The sequence below is a fragment of the Pseudoalteromonas ardens genome (assembly GCF_030125445.1).
Classification (GTDB): domain Bacteria; phylum Pseudomonadota; class Gammaproteobacteria; order Enterobacterales; family Alteromonadaceae; genus Pseudoalteromonas; species Pseudoalteromonas ardens.
On record NZ_JASJUV010000003.1, the window covers coordinates 188013 to 208895 of the forward strand.

19 protein-coding genes and 1 pseudogene are annotated in these 20883 nt (G+C 47.9%); 11 read left to right on the forward strand and 9 right to left on the reverse strand.

Annotation, left to right across the window (positions count from 1 at the left end):
- Positions 1–7 precede the first annotated feature (7 nt).
- Genes QNM19_RS11595 through QNM19_RS11605 form a run of 3 tightly spaced genes read right to left on the reverse strand, consistent with a single transcriptional unit; the run spans position 8 to position 1488 of the window.
- Positions 8–973 carry a hypothetical protein gene (locus QNM19_RS11595; protein WP_284026727.1) on the reverse strand — a complete coding sequence of 322 codons (966 nt, stop codon included), beginning with the start codon at positions 971–973 and terminating at the stop codon, positions 8–10.
- A complete protein-coding gene (locus tag QNM19_RS11600; RefSeq protein WP_049863211.1) occupies positions 974–1261 on the reverse strand; it encodes a cell division protein ZapA in 288 nt (95 codons plus the stop codon).
- Positions 1261–1488, reverse strand: a complete 228-nt coding sequence (locus QNM19_RS11605) for a cell division protein ZapB (protein WP_010383296.1) — start codon at positions 1486–1488, stop codon at positions 1261–1263. Before QNM19_RS11605 ends, QNM19_RS11600 begins: the two co-directional genes overlap by 1 nt.
- Before the next feature lie 223 nt (positions 1489–1711).
- Here QNM19_RS11605 and QNM19_RS11610 point away from each other — a divergent pair, with 223 nt between their 5' ends.
- On the forward strand, positions 1712–2548 hold the full coding sequence (locus QNM19_RS11610) for a 23S rRNA (adenine(2030)-N(6))-methyltransferase RlmJ (RefSeq protein ID WP_049863212.1): 837 nt from the start codon (positions 1712–1714) through the stop codon (positions 2546–2548).
- Positions 2549–2551: 3 nt separating this feature from the next.
- Here the strand turns inward: QNM19_RS11610 and QNM19_RS11615 are convergent, their stop codons facing one another.
- Positions 2552–3355, reverse strand: a complete 804-nt coding sequence (locus QNM19_RS11615; RefSeq protein WP_049863213.1) for a substrate-binding periplasmic protein — start codon at positions 3353–3355, stop codon at positions 2552–2554.
- Between the two features lie 149 nt (positions 3356–3504).
- Between QNM19_RS11615 and QNM19_RS11620 the strand changes: the two genes are divergently transcribed.
- Positions 3505–4782 (forward strand): EAL and HDOD domain-containing protein, encoded by a 1278-nt coding sequence (locus QNM19_RS11620; RefSeq protein WP_040644771.1) that lies wholly within the window; start codon positions 3505–3507, stop codon positions 4780–4782.
- Positions 4783–4806: 24 nt separating this feature from the next.
- Here the strand turns inward: QNM19_RS11620 and QNM19_RS11625 are convergent, their stop codons facing one another.
- The 3 genes from QNM19_RS11625 to QNM19_RS11635 all read right to left on the reverse strand — a co-directional run bounded on the left by QNM19_RS11625 (position 4807) and on the right by QNM19_RS11635 (position 9105).
- The gene (locus QNM19_RS11625; RefSeq protein ID WP_049863214.1) at positions 4807–6294 is read right to left on the reverse strand and encodes a Ppx/GppA phosphatase family protein; all 1488 of its coding nucleotides are present in this window, start codon (positions 6292–6294) and stop codon (positions 4807–4809) included.
- 10 nt (positions 6295–6304) lie between these two features.
- The gene (gene ppk1 / locus QNM19_RS11630) at positions 6305–8392 is read right to left on the reverse strand and encodes a polyphosphate kinase 1 (protein ID WP_049863215.1); all 2088 of its coding nucleotides are present in this window, start codon (positions 8390–8392) and stop codon (positions 6305–6307) included.
- Positions 8393–8601: 209 nt separating this feature from the next.
- Complete coding sequence (locus tag QNM19_RS11635) at positions 8602–9105, reverse strand: glycine cleavage system transcriptional repressor (RefSeq protein ID WP_049863216.1); 504 nt, start codon at positions 9103–9105, stop codon at positions 8602–8604.
- Between the two features lie 453 nt (positions 9106–9558).
- Between QNM19_RS11635 and QNM19_RS11640 the strand changes: the two genes are divergently transcribed.
- The 8 genes from QNM19_RS11640 (at position 9559) to QNM19_RS11675 (ending at position 18648) form a co-directional block, all read left to right on the forward strand.
- Complete coding sequence (locus QNM19_RS11640) at positions 9559–11793, forward strand: ABC transporter permease subunit (protein WP_284026728.1); 2235 nt, start codon at positions 9559–9561, stop codon at positions 11791–11793.
- 15 nt (positions 11794–11808) lie between these two features.
- Positions 11809–13458, forward strand: a complete 1650-nt coding sequence (gene pstA / locus QNM19_RS11645; protein WP_049863217.1) for a phosphate ABC transporter permease PstA — start codon at positions 11809–11811, stop codon at positions 13456–13458.
- Positions 13459–13487: 29 nt separating this feature from the next.
- The gene (gene pstB, locus QNM19_RS11650; protein WP_010383287.1) at positions 13488–14315 is read left to right on the forward strand and encodes a phosphate ABC transporter ATP-binding protein PstB; all 828 of its coding nucleotides are present in this window, start codon (positions 13488–13490) and stop codon (positions 14313–14315) included.
- An 86-nt stretch (positions 14316–14401) separates the two neighbouring features.
- Positions 14402–15103 (forward strand): phosphate signaling complex protein PhoU, encoded by a 702-nt coding sequence (gene phoU, locus QNM19_RS11655; protein WP_010383285.1) that lies wholly within the window; start codon positions 14402–14404, stop codon positions 15101–15103.
- A gap of 94 nt (positions 15104–15197) precedes the next feature.
- On the forward strand, positions 15198–15350 hold the full coding sequence (locus QNM19_RS11660; RefSeq protein WP_156202153.1) for a hypothetical protein: 153 nt from the start codon (positions 15198–15200) through the stop codon (positions 15348–15350).
- Positions 15351–15653: 303 nt separating this feature from the next.
- Positions 15654–16331: a TIGR00153 family protein gene (locus QNM19_RS11665; protein WP_010383283.1), complete on the forward strand. Its 678-nt coding sequence runs from the start codon at positions 15654–15656 to the stop codon at positions 16329–16331.
- A gap of 50 nt (positions 16332–16381) precedes the next feature.
- Positions 16382–17650, forward strand: a complete 1269-nt coding sequence (locus tag QNM19_RS11670; protein ID WP_010383282.1) for an inorganic phosphate transporter — start codon at positions 16382–16384, stop codon at positions 17648–17650.
- A gap of 77 nt (positions 17651–17727) precedes the next feature.
- Positions 17728–18648 carry a hydrogen peroxide-inducible genes activator gene (locus QNM19_RS11675; protein WP_284026729.1) on the forward strand — a complete coding sequence of 307 codons (921 nt, stop codon included), beginning with the start codon at positions 17728–17730 and terminating at the stop codon, positions 18646–18648.
- A 67-nt stretch (positions 18649–18715) separates the two neighbouring features.
- Here the strand turns inward: QNM19_RS11675 and QNM19_RS11680 are convergent, their stop codons facing one another.
- Together QNM19_RS11680 and QNM19_RS11685 are read right to left on the reverse strand one after the other, a co-directional pair.
- Positions 18716–18919: a hypothetical protein gene (locus tag QNM19_RS11680; RefSeq protein ID WP_010383280.1), complete on the reverse strand. Its 204-nt coding sequence runs from the start codon at positions 18917–18919 to the stop codon at positions 18716–18718.
- Positions 18920–19083: 164 nt separating this feature from the next.
- Positions 19084–19272: pseudogene (locus QNM19_RS11685) on the reverse strand (EAL domain-containing protein); the annotation flags it as partial.
- A 371-nt stretch (positions 19273–19643) separates the two neighbouring features.
- Here QNM19_RS11685 and QNM19_RS11690 point away from each other — a divergent pair.
- The gene (locus QNM19_RS11690) at positions 19644–20882 is read left to right on the forward strand and encodes a hypothetical protein (protein ID WP_284026730.1); all 1239 of its coding nucleotides are present in this window, start codon (positions 19644–19646) and stop codon (positions 20880–20882) included.
- Position 20883 lies beyond the last annotated feature (1 nt).

Here is a 20883-nt window from a genome sequence, read left to right on the forward strand (position 1 = left end):
TTGACGATTATTTATTCAAAGCCTTCTTGTGGCTGAGTACTTTAATAGCCTGAGTAAAATGTTGCGTCAGTTGCACTTCATTGTAGGCCTGGTTCTGGTACAGGGTGATAACACGCTGCAGCATCTGAGTGTTGCTTTGGGCCTGTTGTTGTGCCAGATCCATAAATGTGATCGGCAGTGCCAGTTGTTGTGCTTTGTAGGGCTTACCAAATGCGGGCATGACCCATTTTAATGCGGGCATGCTTTGCAGGGTTTGTAAACTGCGTTGCCAGGTGACGTGGCGCACATAGGGAAGCAGGTTTGCACTGTGTCCGGCAAACAATGCGCCGTGTTGCGCGCTGAATACACTGAGATCATGGCCACTTTGGCCTTGAAACTGGGTGAGTTGGAGTATCAGGTCGCCGAGTTCAAGCGCTCTGGCTTGCACCGACGGGGCTGTCAGAGCAATACTGTGGAGCGTTTGCCAGCGGGTCAGCCGTTGCTTGGCCAGCGCCACGCGTTTTTGCCATGGAGCCTGTTGCTCTGCCGGAAGTTTACTGAGCCGCTGTTCACTGAGCTCGATGCTTTTCGCAAAGTTGGCAAGCTGTGCGTCGAGTGCTGTACGCATCGTAGTTTCATTCAGCTGTGGTGCGTCTGGCAGGTGGACGCTGGCATCCGGAAAGGCCTGTTTAAGCAATGCCAGCCCGGTGAGCTGGTGCGGTTCGCTTGACGTCGCAATCAGATGACAGAGCGGGGTAGTGAGGCGCGCCTTAAGTTCATTGATCAGCTGCTCCAGTGCAACAAAATCGCCGTGGCTGTCAATTAGCGCACTACAAGTATTGCCTTCGATTAAAGCCATATTGGGCAAGATATTGCGCGCTTTGGCTTCGGGGGCAATGAGTGTGATCTGTGGGGAAACCGTGTGCCAACTGGCGGCGATGACGGGGGGCGTCAGTGTTAACAGGAGAACGAAAACAGAGAGCAGGCGAAACACCTAATTGCTCTCTACTTGAGTACTGATACGTTGCGTGAGTTGCAGCAGCGTTTGCTGGGCTTGTTGAGTATCACTTTGCAGTGCCAGCAACTCATGACACAAGTGCAATGCAGCAAGCAACAGGGCGTTGTGATCGCTGCGCACGGTGTCGCGTTGACGCATTTCGTCAACCCGGCCATTTAGCAGGTCGACGGCGTCAATCAGCGCTTGTTGTTGTCCTGGCGTGCAGGAAAACTGATGGCTTTTTCCCAGCAGGGTGACGGTGACCTGTTCGGGCGACTCTGACATTAGCCTGCCTGACTAGCACTCTGCAGTTTTTCTAGCAGCCCACTCAGCGTTGAGCTGGTTTCTTTTTGTTTTTCTTCGCTTTCTAGCACTTCCAGCTGAAGTGTCTCATTTTCGTCAATTAGCTTGCTGTTTTGTTCTTTCAGTGAGTTTACCTGTTCGGTCAGTGTATTGTTTTGTGCAATAAGTTGATCAATCAGTTGCTCGAGTTGAGGGAGAATTTCTTTCATATTAAATGCGCTCATTATCACTGTGTTTATGTCATGCAAATGTAAAGCAAAGTGGGCTGCAAAGCTAGTGATTAGGGCAGGTTATGCTGATTTTTGTCTCGTTTTGAGCGATAATGACAAATACTAACTATTTTGTTCATTTATGGTTCAGCTATTGAGGTAACAAAGTGCCTCTACAGGTGCCTGTGCGATGAACAATGCCCACCTAAATTAGGAACGGATAATGCTCAGTTATCGACATTCATTTCATGCAGGTAACCCTGCCGATGTCATTAAACATCTGGTACTGGCACAAGTGCTGGAGTACATGACACGCAAAGACAAGCCTTTTGACTACATAGATACGCATTCAGGTGCCGGGCTGTTTGAATTGGCGGCCAAAGATGCACAAAAGACACAAGAGTATTTAGAAGGCATTGCCAAGTTGTGGGCGTATGCCGGTCAGGTCGATGCCATTCGCGATTATGTGGGTGTCGTCAAGTCACTGAACCAGGACACGCTGGCATATTACCCTGGCTCACCAAAAGTCGCCGAGCAGTTTTTGCGTAAACAGGATAAAGGCTGGTTTTTCGAGTTGCATCCGCAGGATCTGAAGTTGCTGGAAAAAAATACCGGGCATAAGCGTTCTTTGCGTGTCAAAGGCGAAGATGGCTTTAAAGGCCTGATGGGGCTGGTACCGCCTCAATCTCGTCGTGCTTGTGTGCTAATGGACCCGCCTTATGAAATAAAGTCGGATTATGAAGTGGCTGCTCGCTCAATCATCAAAGCGCACAAACGTTTTGCGTCAGGTACTTATATGATTTGGTATCCAGTGGTGGAGCGCGCCCGGATCGATCAGATGGAGCAAACCCTGATTGAATCCGGGGTGCGGAATATTCAGCTGTTTGAACTGGCTACTGAAGCCGACACTGAGGAACGGGGTATGACGGCGTCGGGCATGATAGTCATCAACCCACCCTGGACCCTTAAAGCAACAATGGATGAAGTGCTGCCTGAGCTTGTTCAGCACCTGTCTTCAGAAACGGGGTTTTTCCGCAGCGAACAACTGGTGGCTGAATAAACTTCACTTGTTGCCCGGTGCCTGCCCGGTAGCAACGCGTTGCAGGTAATCGGTTTCGATCCGGGTGATTTGCCCGGCATCGCGCAATGTCTGGATCGCCTTGTTGAGTATCGGTAACAGGTGGGCGTGTTCTGCGCGCAGGCGTATATGTAAGGCGCCATGAGAATGCAGCTGGTTAAAATGCAGCGCTACATTATCCTGAGCAGACCAATATTGAGCGGGCAGATCGCCTATAATAGCGATATCGATCCGCCCTTTGTTTAGCGCTTGGATCAGGGCGCGCTCCGACTCAAAGTCAACCCGGACAAACTCATTGTCGTCATGATAATAATAACCTCTTACTGTGCCTACCATCCGGCCAGCCAAACTGTTAATTGGGGTCGTGGCGACGCGTGTCACCACATACTCACGAATGGTTAGCATGGGGTCAGAAAAAACAAACTGCGGATCGGTCAGCTGTGAGGCTTTCAGCCAGGCTGGGCTGATCAGGTCAAAGTCAATTTTGCCTGATGCCAGATAGCGGTTAGTACGCTTTGTAGGTAATACAATATTTTCGCCTTCAAGTGCCGACTGGGTGAGGATCCGTGACACTAACTCGGGCAGGATACCTGGGTGCTGTGAGTCGTTGGTAAAGTAGGGGTAGAAGGTACCTGAGCCGCTGATACTGTATTTTAAAGTGACTGCTTCGCGAGTGGCGGGTGTGTCAGTACGCTGGTCAACAGGTGCAGCGAGGACGCCCTGGCCAGATAAAAGCCACGAAGTAAGTAAAAGCAGGATGCAAAAAGGCGAAATAAGTGTAAAACTCATAAGACCTATGATAGTAAAAGAGAGGCTGTTCCGGCAACTGCCTGATGCACACTTTCATGTTCCCCCAAGTAGTGAGAAAATAGTTTGCTCAGGGGCGTGAGTTTTCATATGCTGGGACAATGGAAGCCTTTAAAGTACAAGAGTTAAGGATGTTAATGAGCGGTCATATTGCCAAGTCAAAAAAAGACGCGGTGCAATATATTGCACGCCAGGCCATTTTCAATCGTGAACAGAGCGTGGCTGCCTATGAATTGTTGTATCGGGACTCACATAATAACGCCTTTCCAATCGGGGTCAGTGATGGCCAGGCGACAGGACGGTTGTTTTTTAACTCTCTGCTTTTTATTGGTGTAGAACGGCTTGCCGCAGGCGTGCCTGCATTTATCAACTTGTCAGATGAAACCTTGCTTCAGGAGCTTCCAAAGTTACTTCGGCCTCAGGGACTGGTGATTGAAATCGTTGAACGTTCAACCAATCTCGATGAGCTGGTGATGACTGTCACTAAACTGAAAAAGTTAGGATATCGCTTTGCGTTAGATGATTACGACGGTGACGAGCGCTGGGAAGTCTTGTTGCCTTTGATGGATTACATCAAAATCGAAGTACTTGAGCCAGTGATTAAAACCACCATGATGCTGAAAAAGCTCAAGCGACGTTTCCCCACTACCAAAGTGATTGTTGAGCGTATTGAAACTCTGGAGCACTACAGTTTTATCAAAAGTGCCGGGGCTGATTACTTTCAGGGCTTCTTCTTTGCTGTGCCCGAAATGCTCAATCATGGCAATGTCGAGCCCTCTAAACTGGTGGTGCTTGACCTATTACGTTGTACCGCCAAAAAATCCCTGTGCTTCAAAGAAATCCAACAAAGAATTGCCAAAGATCTTAGCCTGACAGCACGGGTACTAAAACTGGCCAATGCCAAAGCCGGGGAAGATAAAATCGAGATCCGCTCGATTGCGCAGGCCGTGGTCTATCTGGGTGAGGATGCAATCCGTCAGTTCGTCAAAGTATTGGCTTTAAGTGAACTGGGCGCAGATAAGCCCAGTGAACTGACTAAGCTGGGTCTGGCGCGGGCGAAGTTTCTTGAGCAATTCTTGCTGCCGGGTGGCGATGAAATGGCACAACAAGGCTATCTGATTGGTCTGATGTCGGTGCTAGATGCGGTGCTGGACGTGGAGTTGTCGGTTATTGTCGATGAGTTTTCACTGGATCCCGATCTCAGCAGTGCGTTGCTGAGTTATAAAGGGCTGATAGGTGGCGCATTGCGCCTGGCGATTGAAGTTGAGCGCAATAATATTCAGGAAGCTGAGCTGATCCTCAATGCGATCCGCCCGGCATCCAGTCTTGAACTCCTCTTCTCACTGGCGTTGGACAGCCGGGTCTATGCTGATGAAATTTACGCTGTGGTAAAAGAAGAAGTCGCCTGAGCCCGCTAACCGGGCTTGAGTCTGTTAGCCCACGGAGGGGAACATCAGCGTCATATTGAGGGTTTTCCAGTAGGCTTGCTCCTGTTGAAGATCAGCCACAAACAGCGAATGTTGGGCGAGCCAGTCAGGCTCGAATGTAAGCAGTAAGCTGTCGTCCATCGCCTCGAGCGTGAATTTGGCAACCTGATCGATTTGTCGTTTTTGGTGTACCAGAATAGCCAGTCGCAGTAAGGTCAGCAGGCGGGCAAAATGGGTCAGATCGGCCTCGACCATAGTTGACAGTTCAGTGCGTTTGATTTTTTTACGATGAAAACGGATCAGGGTGCCCAGCAGCTGTTGTTGCTCCTGAGTAAAGCCGGGCAGCTGTGCATTGAGCACGATGTAACCGCTGTGTTTGTGGATCCCTGAAGAGTTAATCGCTAACCCTACTTCATGCAATCTGGCGGCCCAGCGCAGCATTTGCAGGTCGAATTCACTGAGTGCCCAGTTCTGGCGCACCATGTCGACCATCTGATTAAGTGTCTCACAGATATGTTCAGCATGTTGCTTATCAACGGCATAATGATCACCGACTGCACTGATGGTGCGGGTGCGAATATCAAACTCATCATTTTGCGCCATCTCCTGTAACAGACCTTCACGCAATGAGTTATCGCAATAGGTTAGCTCGTCAATATTGAGCTGTCTGAATGCCCCGATCAGAATCGCCAGGCCGCCGGCAATGCTGGCATAACGCTCCTCGGGTAACGCTTTCAGGTTGAGTGTATGAGGTGAGTCGGCCTCAATCAGACGTTGTTTTATTTGCTCCAGCACAGCCAGGGTCAGGGTATCCTGCGCAAATAACTCCTGGGCAATGGCAGACAAGGTTTTGATGGTGCCGGAGGTGCCAATACAGGTTTGCCAACCGGCTTTACGGTAGCTGGCAGAGATGGCCTCAATGTTTTGTTCAGCTTTAATTTCGGCTTTAGCAAAGCGTTTTGCTGTCATTTTCAGGTCTTGAAAATACCCGTTACTGAGCGTGACGCAGCCGATATTACGACTGGTGAGTAATTTGTGATCCAGATGTTTGCCAATGATAAGTTCGGTGCTGCCACCACCAATGTCAATGACCAGGCGGTTATCTTCACTATGAATATGGTTCGCTACGCCCTGATAGATAAGGCGGGCTTCTTCTTGACCAGAAATGACGTTGATTTTAAAAGGAAATACTTTTTTTGCTCGGGCCAGAAAATCGCGTATATTGCGACAATTGCGCAGCGTGTAGGTCGCGACAACCTGTACACTGTGCTTATCAAAATCCTGTAAAGTGGCGGCAAACTGTTGCAGAACGTGCAGCGCCCGCTCAATGGCTTCCTCGCTTAAGTTGAACTGTTCGTCCAGACCGGCGGCCAGAAACACACGCTGCTTTTCTTTGTGCAACAATTGCAGACGACCATCGACCTCCCGCGCGACGACTAAATGAAAACTGTTCGAGCCTAAATCAACGGCCGCGATGGAAGGGTATGTGGTCATAAAGCTGCCCTTATGTATTGGATTGATTACTTTCCCACTTTTTCAGATGGTCATAGATAGCTATCTGGGAGCGGATCTTCTTCTTATTACCGCGACGAACATAGAGATTCTTCTGTTCGCTGTCAATGATCCGAGCTTTGGCCCTGTCCTTGAACTGCAATTCAAGAATATCGATGATCAGTTGCTTGAGTGATTCGTCATAGATAGGCGCACCCACTTCAACCCGGTGATCCAGATTACGGGTCATCCAGTCGGCAGAAGAAATGTAGACCTGCGGGTCACCGGCATTTTCAAAGACCATCACTCTCGGGTGCTCTAAAAAGCGGTCGACAATACTGATCACTTTGATGTTTTCGCTAAAGCGGGGTAATCCGGGCACCAGGGCACACATACCGCGAATGATCATGCGGACTTTCACGCCAGCCATCGACGCATTGTACAAGGCGTCTATGAGCTCTTTGTCTACCAGGTTATTAACCTTGACGGTGATCTTGGCCGTTTTACCCGCCTGAGCGTTTTTGCTTTCCTGATTAATCAAAGCCAGGATTTTCTCTCGCGCATTGAGCGGAGAAATCATCAGGTGCTTAAAGTTAAAGGGCCGGTAGCTGCTCTCAATAAACTTGAACACGTCGTCACACTCATCACAGATCTCCGGGTGTTTTGTGAATAAGCTGAAGTCGGTGTAAATACGTGCTGTTTTTTCATGGAAGTTACCGGTGCCGATGTGGGCGTATTTCACTATCTGGCCCTTCTCTTTACGATGTACCACGCACAGTTTACTGTGTACTTTCAGTGCCGGGATCCCTACCATGACCTTGATGCCATAGTCGCTGAGCATTTTCGCCCATTCAATGTTGTTTTGTTCATCAAAGCGGGCTTTGAGCTCGACCATTACGGTGACTTTTTTACCGTTCTTGGCAGCATTGATCAGCGAAGACATCAATCTCGAGCGGGACGCGACGCGATAAATATTGACCTTGATCTGAGTTACTTTGGGATCAAAGGCGGCCTGGCGCACATATTCAAGCATGTGATTGAACGTGTGATAGGGATAATAAAGCAAAATATCTTGTTTGGAGATTGCCCGAAAGATGCTTTGGTGTGCGTTGAAGGCTTCACTTTGCAGAGGTGGTAGTGGTTTATTTTCCAGGTAGCCACGGCCGACATTAGGAAAGCCGATGAAATCGCGGAAGTTCCGGTACGGACCGCCCGGGATCAGGGCATCCTGGCTGGTCACGCCAAGGCGTTTTTTCATCACCTTGAGTATTTCTTCAGGCATCGCTTCGTCATAAGTCAGGCGGACAGGCTCGGCATATAAGCGCTGCTTGAGACCCTTCGACATTTTATCCAGCAGGCCTTCTTCAATTTCGTCATCGAGGTTGTACTCGGCATCCCGGGTCAGTTTTATCTCATAGCCTTCAATGCTGTCAAAACTCAGAAAGTTTCTGAACACTTCGTTAAGGAAGAAGCGTACGACTTCATCGAGCATGACAATGGTTTTGTGACGACGGGTTTTTTCCGGTGGCAACAGAATAAAGCGTTCCAGACGATCTGTGGGAAGCTCAAGCAAAGCGTGATGTTGTTTATCACCGCGCATTTCGACAAACAGATAGGTCAGCGCGTCATTGATGTGATCAGAGTAATCCTTGCTCTCGCTAAGCAAAATCGGACACATGTGCTGTAGTACTTGATCCTGAAAATACTTTGCCAGCCACTGCTGGTGAAAATCCGATAGCTCAGCAGGTTTTTTGATATGAATGTTGTGTTCGTTCAGATCAACCAGGATCTGATCATAAATATGTGAGAACTTCTTGCCCAGTTCCAGCACTTTCTTATTCATCTGGTTGAGCAGGGCTTCGTCTTCGTCAAAGTCCGTATCGGGCAGGTTACTCAATAAAATGCGACGTTTTACGTCAGCAACACGGACACGGAAAAATTCATCTAAGTTATTGGAAAAGATACCTAAGAATCTGATCCGCTCGATAATTGGGTTACTTTTGTCTTTGGCTTCCTGAAGCACGCGCTCGTTAAAAGAGAGCCAGCTCAGCTCCTTGGCAAAGTAGCTGATGGTAATGGGATCGTTAGATAATGCCTGCATCTTTCTGTCCATGGTAATTTAAAGCTGCGCGTAGAATATGTCGGTAGTGTGACACTTATATGACATGCGCTGTCATGTCACCAAATTATCAACAAAGTGTAGACCAATCTGCCTGGTTTGCTTTGTTTGATATCAAAGTGTCTGTACATTGAAAGCAGATAGGTGGAATGGCCGGTAAGGCACTGTAATGACCTTACCGGATAACGCTATTAAGGTTGTTCAACGTCCACGATCAGATCGCTGGTGATTGCTTCAAGCGCTTCGACAACGTTGTCTTTTAGCATGCCGGCAGGCAAGCTCACGGTGGCAAATGCACTAAATATCGGTACTCCCCAATTTGGTGCGCTCTGTTGTTTAGAGTTAAGGTGGGTAATATTCGCCCCCTTATGTCGGATCACAGCTGCCAGCTCCTGTACAATGCCAGGTCGGTCATTACCCGTGATCACCAGATTTAATGTTTCCGGCTCTGTGCCGTCGGTTTGCTCGCCATTTGCAATCCGCACCTCCAGCTCCGGGATATCAAGTACGGCGTTTTGTAGCTCTTGCAAGTGTTCCTCTGCTACTTCAACCTGCACTATCCCTGCAAACTGTCCGGCGAAGTGGCTTAAGTTACTGGTTAACCAGTTACCGTGGTGGTTAAGAATGGTTGAGGAAACCCTTTCAACGAGACCTGGTTGGTCCTTGCCTATAAGTGTTAGTACTAACTGCTTCATATCACATGTCTCTTATTATTGGTGGCTCGGTATCTAAGCCCTGAATGAAAGCGAATAATCGCTCTATAAGCCTAGTAAATGAAACTTATTTGTCTACTTCCGATAATGGATACAATGTAAAAAAATGCAAAAATCACCGGTGTCACTGTAATCCAGACCTTACTTCGGGTGTTAAGTTCCTTTGACAGCACGTAATACCATTATTTCCTGACGCACTGTGCCATGTCTTTCTCTGTGCATGGGAGATTTTTTTCGAGGCAATATCGGGACTTTGGTGTAAAGTTGGGAACGGTTTGTCTGTGCTTTGATGCGGTCAGACTGAGAAAATACGCCAAGGACAGTACCGAATCACCGCCAGTCTGTAAAAGCGGGCAGACTTGGATTGAGGTGTAACACAACTGTCATCTTGATGAAATATAATGCGCCGCAGTTTGATTATGAAAGGGTATTTTGATGACTTCCAATCCGCAAAAACCATCCTTTAAAACGGATAGAAGCCGTCTCTTAAAGGACCGCTTTGCCCAGTTTGGCATTACCTCAGGTGGGGTAATGGTATTGGTCGCTTTGCTATTGATATTCTTCTATTTGCTTTATGTTGTACAGCCTATTTTTGAGTCCGCTAAGGTCGAAAAACGGGTTGATATTGCATTGTCTGCCGAGAAGCGCTACTTCGCGCTGGGTGTAGAAGAGCAAACAGAGATTGCGTATCTGCTGGACAACACCGGTCAGGTTGATTTTTATCAGGTAAAAGGCGACAACACGGGCGCGCTGCTGAGCACTTTGCAAACACAGCTTGATGGCCAGATCACTAGCTTCGCGAAAAGCGCACCATTTTTAGGTCAGTACGCGTACGGCCTTGATAATGGTGAGGTGCAAATCCTTAAGCCCAATTTTGTGGTGACTTTTCCGGGTAATCAGCGTGTGATGAAGCCACGTCTGGGTTATCCGCTGGATGGCCAGCAGTTGTTGGTTGATGAACAGCGCCAGGCACTGAAAAAGTTTGCCTTCAGTCATTATGAAGATAAAACCGCAGTGGTTGCACTGACTGCCGACAAGCGTGTGATCTTCGCATCGTTTGCGGCCGAAGAAAATATGTTCTCGGGTGAAATGGAATGGCAGGTAACGCGCACTGAGTTACCTATTGAAGGTCGCATTGACGACCTGCTTATTTCACCAGACACAACACGTACTTTTGTACGTTCTGCAAATCAGATTTATATCTTTGACACCCGCTTTGCGGACGATGTCACGCAATTCCAGTTATTGGCAGCCAACGAAGAAAATGCCAACCTGGTCAGCATGGCGTTGCTGGCAGGTGCCAACTCGCTGATGCTGGCAAACGACAATGGCGAAGTGTCGCAGTGGTTTGAAGTGAACACGGACGATGGCCGTGAGTTCGCCAAGATTCGCGCTTTTGACAGCGATAAGAGTAAGCACATGACAGTGCACAGTGAGTTTTATCGTCGTACTTTCTTTACCACCACAGAGCAAGGTGAGCTGGGTGTTTACTACACCACCAGTGAAGCCGAGTTATGGCGCGGTAAAGTGGCAGAGCAGGCCATTGATGCCTTCGCGATTTCACCGCGTGCCAATGCTGCGCTATTGCTAACCGGCAATCAGGTGAGTGTGTTTGAGATCCACAATGAGCACCCGGAAGTAACTTGGTCGGCATTGTGGCAGGAAGTTTGGTATGAAGGTTACCCGGAGCCAGCGTATACCTGGCAGTCCACGTCTGCCAGTGATGACTTCGAATCTAAATTCTCATTAGTGCCGATTTCGTTCGGTACGATTAAGGCGGCGTTCTATGCCATGCTGTTTGCGGTTCCGATAGCCCTGTCTGCGGCGATTTATACTGCTTACTTTATGTCGAGCGAGTTGCGTCGTGTGGTGAAGCCAACGGTTGAAATCATGGAAGCACTGCCTACCGTTATTTTGGGTTTCCTGGCAGGTCTGTGGTTAGCGCCGCTGATCGAGAGCCACTTACCAGCGATTGTCGCTTTACTGTTATTGTTGCCATTGGCCATTCTGGGCACGGCGCTGGGCTGGACTAAGCTTCCTAAAGCTATTCGTCACCTGATCCCGGACGGCTGGCACTCAATCTTGCTGATCCCGGTTGTTCTGCTGGTTGGCTGGGTGTCATTTGCCATGAGTGATGTGATTGAAGGGTGGATGTTCGGCGGTAACGTACGTCAGTATCTGACCAACGAACTGGGCCTGACCTTTGACCAGCGTAACTCTCTGGTTGTGGGTATTGCGATGGGCTTTGCGGTTATCCCGACGATTTTCTCGATTGCTGAAGATGCGGTATTTAGCGTGCCTAAACACCTCTCCAATGGTTCATTGGCATTGGGGGCAACCCAGTGGCAAACCTTAGTTCGTGTTGTGCTACTGACTGCCAGTCCGGGTATCTTCTCCGCAGTGATGATGGGCCTCGGTCGTGCCGTGGGTGAGACCATGATTGTACTGATGGCGACGGGTAATACACCGATTATGGATTGGAGTATTTTCCAGGGGATGCGTACTTTGGCGGCGAACATTGCGGTAGAAATGCCTGAATCGGAAGTGGGCAGTTCACACTATCGGATCCTGTTCCTGGCAGCCTTTGTATTGTTTATTTTTACTTTCGTATTTAACACGATGGCTGAGTTTGTACGTCAGCAGCTGCGTGAAAAATATAGCTCAATGTAACTGGAGTGAGATGACATGGTAAGACAGTGGTTTAAGTCAGGATCTCCGTGGATCTGGATGACAGGTGGTGCGGTCAGCATCAGTTTGATCTCGGTACTGGGTCTGCTTGCAATGATTGCGTGGAAAGGGCTGAGCTTTTTCTGGCCTTCTGAAGTGGTGGAAATGCACCTGCAAGGCTCGGTTCAGAAACAAACCGTCATTGGTGAGATCTATGACAGAGAGTTAGTGCCTAAATCGCGACTGGAAGCGACTGGCCTGGATTTTTCTAATCACCCAGGCGAGTACATCGAGCGCTTATTGGTAAAAACGGGTAACCGTGAGTACGTTGAGCTGGATTTCCGTTGGATCTTGTCCACCGATATCCAAAGTCAGTCAAAACCGGCGCAGCTAGCGGTCTTTGAACGTACTAAAAATGGTAACTTCTACGGCTACGTTGAGCGTGTTATTCGCGACGGTCAGGTTGTCACTGACAACCCGGTAGAAGCGCTGGAAGAGATGGTTGAACGTGCTGTAGATCTGAACGATGAAGCGCTTGACCTGCAAAATGGTGAAATTGGCCACATTAACTACGAGCTGGAGCGTTTACGTCTGAAAGAACGTGCTTATCAGCTGGATAATGAGCTGACGCCTGAAATCATCGCTGATCTGGAAGCACGACGTGCTGCCTTACGTGATGAATACAAAGTGCTGGAGAAGACGCTGTTTGAACTGCGTAACGGAGCGAAACGTGACCAGGTCGTGGTGCGCGACATGCGTGGTGAAGAAGTAACGCTGCCTTTGTATCAGGTATTAGACTTCTGGTTCCCGAATGACATGGGTTTCTTTGCTAAACTGGGTCACTATATGTCGCAAATTGGTAAGTTCATTAGCGATGACCCACGCGAAGCGAATACTGAGGGCGGGGTATTCCCGGCCATCTTTGGTACTGTGTTCATGGTGATGCTGATGGCGGTAATTGTGACCCCATTTGGTGTGGTTGCTGCGATTTATCTGCACGAGTATGCGGCTAAAAACGCGGTGACTAAGATGATCCGCATCGCGGTGATCAACCTGGCGGGTGTACCGTCTATCGTATACGGCGTATTCGGCTTAGGTTTCTTCGTCTATATGCTGGGTGGCTCACTTGATGCCCTGTTTTACCCAGAAGCTGCACCGAGTCCGGTATTTGGTACGCCCGGCGTGATTTGGTCAGCTCTGACACTGGCAATCCTGACGCTGCCTGTGGTGATTGTATCGACTGAAGAAGGCTTATCTCGTATTCCAAGCACAGTGCGCCATGGTTCACTGGCACTGGGCGCGACCAAAGCCGAGACTTTATGGCGTATTATTATTCCTATGGCCAGCCCGGCAATTATGACCGGTCTGATCCTGGCGGTTGCCCGTGCAGCCGGTGAGGTTGCACCGCTGATGCTGGTGGGGGTGGTGAAAATGGCACCGACCTTGCCGCTGGATGGTAACTTCCCGTATATTCACCTTGACCGGAAGTTTATGCACCTAGGTTTCCATATTTATGATGTGGGCTTCCAGAGCCCGAACGTAGAAGCGGCACGTCCTTTGGTTTATGCGACCGCATTCTTACTGGTAACCGTGATCATTGCACTGAACATCACTGCAATTGGGATCCGTAACCACCTACGTGAAAAATTCAGAGCTTTAGAGCACTAATAGTAAAGTATTTAAATAGGTAAACATTTATGATTACAGTAGCGCCACAGGTAAATAATGCAGATACCAGCAAGAAGTTGGATCTGGAAAACTTGAGCCCGGAACTAACCGCGTTAGAGATCAAAAACCTTGACCTTTACTATGGTGACAAACAGGCTCTGAGCAATATCAACATGTTGATCCCACGCGGTCAGGTAACGGCGTTTATCGGTCCGTCGGGTTGTGGTAAATCGACGCTATTGCGTTGTATCAATCGCATGAATGACCTGGTCGACACGTGTCGTATCGAGGGTGAGATTAACCTTAATGGCACCAACATTTATGATAAAAGTGTCGATGTAGCGGCTCTGCGCCGTAATGTTGGCATGGTATTCCAGCGTCCAAACCCATTCCCTAAGTCTATTTACGAGAATGTGGTTTACGGTCTACGCTTACAGGGTGTAAAAGACAAACGTAAGCTGGATGAAGTGGTGGAGCGCTCACTGCGTGGTGCTGCTTTGTGGGATGAAGTGAAAGATCGTTTGCACGACAGTGCATTTGGTCTGTCGGGTGGTCAGCAGCAGCGTCTGGTTATTGCACGTTCAATTGCGATTGAGCCGGAGGTATTATTGCTGGATGAACCTACCTCGGCACTGGACCCTATCTCGACTTTGGTTATTGAAGAGCTGATCAATGACCTGAAAGAAAAGTACACCGTGGTGATCGTTACTCACAACATGCAGCAGGCGGCGCGGGTATCCGATCAAACAGCCTTTATGTATATGGGTGAGCTGATCGAATATTCAGATACTAATACTCTGTTTACAACACCGACTAAGAAGAAAACCGAAGACTATATCACAGGTCGTTACGGTTAATTCATCTGGCTCTGCACAGTGCGGAGTCAGCGCAAGCGTCGCGATAGCGGCGTTTACCGAGTGTTGAAACAAATTAGGAACTGACTATGGAACATAATATTAATAAGCATATCTCTGGCCGCTTTAACGAAGAGCTGGAGAACGTTCGTAACCATGTATTGAGTATGGGCGGACTTGTTGAGCAACAGCTAAATCTGGCTCTTGATGCCGTAGCTCATTGTGATGAAACTAAGGCACGCAAAGTCAGCGAGAACGACTATCAAGTGAATGCCATGGAAGTGAGCATTGACGAAGAGTGTACGCGCATTATTGCAAAGCGTCAGCCGGCAGCCAGTGACTTGCGATTGGTTGTTGCCATTGCGAAAACCATTGCTGACCTGGAACGTATTGGCGATGAAGCGGAACGCATTGCGAAAGTAGCACTGGACTCGTTCACCAAAGATCAGCAAGACTTACTGGTGAATGTTGAAAATATGGGCCGCCTGGTTTCTCAGATGCTACACGATGTGCTGGATGCTTTTGCCCGAATGGATGCGCAGCGTGCATTTGAGGTACATAAAGAAGACGCCAAGGTAGACCGTGAATATGAAGCGCTGACGCGTCAGATCATGACTTACATGATGGAAGATCCGCGTTCAATTCCTAAAATTATGGACCTGATCTGGTCGGTTCGTTCATTGGAGCGCATCGGTGATCGTTGTCAGAATATTGCAGAATACGTAATTTATTTCGTTAATGGCAAAGATATTCGCCATACTTCTCAGGAAGACATCGAAAAGTCATTGTAGTACTAAAAATAAGCAAGTCCCAATAGTAGACACTGTGTTGTTTTTTATCTATAACTGTTTGTGAGCAAAAAGTAATCAATAGAAGGAATGAACTATGAAACTAGCTCTGAACAAAAAAAGTATGAAACAACTTGCGATGAACAGTAAGTCACTCAATGACAAAATGACGCCCCAGATTGCCGGGGGAGTCGGGCCCAGGCATACGGAGTTAACTTGCTATCAGGATTGCTTTGTAAAAGAAGTATGATTTGGTTAGGGCATGAACATGAGCGAGCTATATGCTCGCTTTGTTCGAGTTAATTCCGCCCAGGCTTGCTCATACGTAACAACATTATCCAATCACTATATAGGTTTTATTTGACTATTTTTTCTATGTTTATTGTAGAGTTAAGCAAACGGATGGCTGCTGTATTAACGTGACAACCTGACTGTTTGTTAAACGTGATTGTGCCGTTAATCAGAACTTCACACGAAAAAGCGTTCACAATTTGGCTTAATACTGTAAAATTGCGCCCTGCACATGCATATTAATATGATTTAAGGGTCAGTTATGCCTAGTAATGCATTTTTAGGAGTGTTCGCAAAGTCTCCTATTAAGCCGATTGAAGAGCACATAAAGATCGTCCATCAAGCCAGTGAAACCTTGATCCCGTTCTTTAATCATGCCTTCAAAGGGGAATGGACCGAGGCCGATGCGCTTCGTGTGCAGATCCGTAACCTGGAAAGAGAAGCAGATACATTAAAACGTGAAGTGCGCCTGCACTTGCCACGTGGTCTGTTTATGCCAGTAGAACGTACAGATTTACTGGAACTCATTACCCACCAAGACAAGATCGCCAACAAAGCCAAAGACATCGCTGGACGCGTAATTGGTCGCGAACTGGAGATCCCTGAATCAATTCAAGCCGACTTTTTGGCGTATCTGACACGTTGTGTTGATGCGACCAAACAAGCCTCAGAAGCCATCAACGAATTCGATGAACTGCTGGAAACTGGTTTCCGTGGTCGCGAAGTTGCACTGGTCGAAAAAATGCTCGTTGAACTGGATGCCATCGAGGAAGATACCGATGAGATGCAGATCCGTATTCGTATGGGATTACGCAGTATTGAAAGTGAACTCAATCCGATTGATGTGATGTTCTTATACAAGATCATCGAGTGGGTTGGTGAGCTGGCAGACATTGCTGAGCGTGTAGGTTCACGACTGGAGCTGATGTTGGCACGTTAAGCGTGCACCATCTGCCTTCACACAATTAGTTAAGAATTAAAGGTTTTACAATGGATATCATTGCATCCTATGGCACGCTATTGATCATTATAGCGGCCGCAGTTGGTTTCTTTATGGCCTATGGTATTGGTGCGAACGACGTAGCCAATGCAATGGGTACATCGGTTGGTTCTAAAGCACTGACCATCAAGCAGGCGATCATCATCGCGATGATTTTTGAATTTGCCGGTGCCTATCTGGCCGGTGGTGAGGTAACGTCAACGATCCGTAAGGGGATCATCGATTCAACCCCATTTATGGACGTACCTGAGCTGATGGTACTGGGTATGATCTCGGCCCTGTTTGCCGCAGGTACCTGGTTATTACTGGCTTCAATGTTAGGTTGGCCGGTCTCGACCACGCACTCCATCATTGGTGCCATCATTGGTTTTGCGTTAGTTGCTGTGGGCAGCGAAGCCATTCAGTGGGGCAAGGTTGCTGGTATCGTGGGCAGCTGGATTGTTACCCCAGCCATCTCAGGCTTTATTGCCTACCTGATCTTTATGAGTGCGCAGAAGCTGATTTTTGACACGGACAAGCCGCTGGAAAATGCCAAGCGCTATGTGCCTGTGTACATGGGTCTGGCTGGTTTCGTGATGTCACTGGTTACTATTAAAAAAGGCCTGAAGCACATCGGTGTTGATCTGGGTGCGGTAGAAGGGTACGCACTGGCTATCGGTATTGCCGTGATTGTTGGTTTGATTGGTAAAATGGCCATTAACCGCCTGAAGATTGACCCGAATGCGGACAAGCAAATGCACTTTAACAACGTTGAAAAAGTGTTTGCTATCCTGATGGTACTAACGGCGTGTTGTATGGCGTTCGCCCATGGTTCGAACGACGTTGCCAACGCGATTGGTCCTTTGGCTGCAGTTGTAAACATCGTTGAGCACAATGGTGAAATTGCCAAGAAAGCTGCACTGGCCTGGTGGATCTTGCCACTGGGTGGTTTAGGTATCGTGGTCGGTCTGGCTGTATTGGGTAAAAAAGTAATTAAGACCATTGGTGAAGGTATTACGCACCTTACACCAAGCCGTGGTTTCGCTGCTGAACTGGCTGCGGCATCGACCGTAGTAATTGCATCGGGCACAGGCCTGCCAATCTCAACCACGCAAACCTTGGTTGGTGCGGTACTGGGTGTTGGTATGGCACGCGGTATTGCCGCTCTGAACATGGGTGTGATCAGAAACATTGTGGTTTCGTGGGTTATCACGTTGCCAGTTGGCGCTGCCCTTGCTATTGTTATATTCTACATTCTGAGAAGCGCGTTCGGCGTTTAACAGAAAGGACAGACTTTTAGCTTGAAAAGATCTCAATGCCTTTGGTGTTGGGGTCTTTTTATTTGTGGGTATAAAAAGTGAATAACTTACCAAGCATTAAACAGTTACAGTATTTAATTGCCGTACATCAGCACCAGCACTTTGGTCGCGCCGCGGAGGCTTGTTTTATTGGCCAGTCAACCCTGAGCAGTGCCATTCAGAATCTGGAGGAAACGCTGGGGTGCCAACTGATAGAGCGTGAAAACCGCAGTCTGATGTTTACGGATGTGGGCGAAGAAGTCGTCGAGCGTGCTAAGCGCATTATTGGTGATACCATCAGTGTAGTGGAATTGACTAAGAGCTTTAAACACCCGTTATCGGGCAAACTGGTTCTGGGGATCATTCCTACTATTGCCAGCTTTATTGCTGCGCCTCTATATCGCTTTTGTAAAGATGCTTTCCCTGAGTTGCAACTGGTTCTGGTCGAGGATACCAGCGATCGCTTACTCGACAAGCTGGAGCAGGGTCATATTGATATGGGCATGCTGGCATTGCCCTACCGGACAGAAAAATTTCACACTCAGGTCATTGCCAGGGACCATTTTTCTTTAGTGCGTCATCTCGACTACCAGGTACCTGAGCAGCTGGACGATTTTAATGTGTTGCCCGAGCAAAGTGTCTTTCTACTGGAGCGGGAACACTGTATGACCGATCATGCGCTCAGTGCGTGTCACCTCAATCGCAGTGCCTGTATCAACCCGTTTGAAGCAGCCAATCTGCATACCTTGCTGAGTATGGTGGAATATCAAAACGGCGTGACTTTTCTGCCACAGATGGCGCTCAACGCCGGGATCCTGGAAGGTAAACCTATGGTTGCGACGGCGCCGCAACCAGATGCCTATCGTGAGATTGGCTTGCTATGGCGTAAAACCACCGGACGGATCCGTGATTTTCGTTTGTTCAGTGACAAAGCGGGCGAGTTTGTTGCACAGCATTGCAACGAAGCGAAAAACTCGTAACAAAATCATGAAGGGCAGTTGCCCTTCATGTCTGATAGTCAGTGCTGAGGTGGGCCGTGAAGTGCGGTTATGACTCCAAAGAACCCAACTGGCGGCTTGATTTGAGGTCGGGTAAGAATAACAAATAAACCCACACCACCAGGTTAAAGTAAGGCACTAAGCCCAGTAAGGTAAAAAATAGTTTAGGGTAGCCTTTGTGGCTTGCGCTTCGGTAACATTGTACGGCGATAACAACGTATATGAGCAACAATATAATAGACAGCTGTACCATTGCGATTCCTCCATTTCCATAGCCAGACGTGTCCAAATCCGTTGAATGTCTTGTAAATACCTGTGTTTCAGGTATTTAAAGTGACACGTCAAAATGTACGCTTAATTATAGATGAGATTTACCCAATAGGCAGCTATATTTTAGTCGAATTTTGCACAAAAAGACTAGCAGGCTGTTTTCTCAGATAAAATAGTTTGCAGCACGGCAGTGAGCTGTTCGACGGGCAATGGGCGCGAAATGTAGTAGCCCTGACCGTAATCAATGCCTATCTCCTTGAGTGCATCAAAGATCTCTTTACTCTCTACATATTCAGCCACTGAACGCTTATCCAGCGAGTGGCTGATGTCATCTATGCGCTCACAGGATAGTTCTATTATTAAATACTAATTCGCATTAATGCACTAACCAATTAGAGAGATGTACTCGTCTCGAGATTGGTTAATTAAGTGTGCGGGTTGGTTTAACTTTTCAGATATGCTGCGAATCCATATGTGCTATCTGGCCTCACAGGGTCATATCATAATTGCTGCAACCCAAATACGATATGCAACTTGGAAAGCTTTCTTTAACAAAATGGAGTGATAAATTCCCAATGGTTTATTGCCTATTTGTTTTAGTGGTGATTATTTTGTTTTTTAAAGTGTTTTCTATGTTTCGTTATTTGAAATAATGTAATTTTAGAGTTATTATTCGCGCCGATTTTTGACCCTTGTATGGAGACGTTATGGTTCGGCAGACAATTGTGACCGGGATATTCTTTATTGCTATGCTCTTGCATTCATATGCACTAGCGTTTGATTCAAATGCCCTGCCCGGCCACTGTGGGCCTTCACCGTCCGGGCCACCAGCACCTTCTGGCGCACCACTGGATCCGGATATCGGCCCGGGAGGTGACCATCCAGATCCAGATAGTCTGAAGTTTCTCAGGTCACTATGGGTCCCGACCATCAAACAGTTTGATATCAGCGTGGCTGAGTCAGAGGGGGCCTTAACGCTGAGTTGGAGCGTTACGGGAACGTCCCATCTGAGGTTATTCAGATACAGTGCCAATGGTCCCTGTTTGTTGCTGGATACGCGCGGGGTTGAGCTTGCCCGTCAGGGAACGTTTACCGACTTAACTGCAATGTCCGCAGGTTTGCACTTCTACCGATTGGTAGCAATCAATGGTAAGAATAAAGTTTTTGTTGATCAGTTTAATCATGCTGTAGGTGATGAAGTTCTGAATGGGGATGCTGCACTGCTGTTTGATACAGAAAATAGAGACATCAACCATAGGACCGTCGTACACCACTTAGACAGTATTTTCTTTGCTACACATGATAACAAACTGGTGAAATATTCTAATCAGAGCGGAAGTTGGGCATTTGATTGGGAGGTTGCGCTTAGCGGCGTAGTTTCAAATCGTCCTGTTTTCAGTGATGGATACGTCTACTACTCGGTGAGCTTATTGCGTGAAAGAGGGCAGGTTTGTCGAACACAAATCAATGACGTTGACCAGCATGTATGCTCGGGTATTCGAAACAGCAATATTATTGCAAGCCCTGTTCTGGTAAAGGCTGCGAAGCCTGATTCCGGTGTATTTTCATTCTTCAGCACGCAGCCAGCTAAACAGGAATTAGCAGGTGTCTATGCGTTTTTGCGCAATGGCAGCATCGAAGTATTAGACTTTGCTCAGCATGCTAGAACCGTTGCACGCTTTCAAGTCCCCCAAGAGATTTCCATGAATGTGCTCACTGCCCCAGTAGCAATCACAGGAACTTCGTTCGCAGAGCATTCAGCTCCTCAATTTATATATCGTGAAGGAAAGAGTGTGTTTGGATTGCAAATGCCACTGGTGGAGGCCCAGCAGCAGTTCTCCATTTATGGCCTGTGGTCATCTTTATTTGGCGAGGATGAACAGAGCGAACCTCTGCCGCTGGCACAGCCAGTCACTTTGGATGTTTTGTGGAAACAGGAGCTGTAAT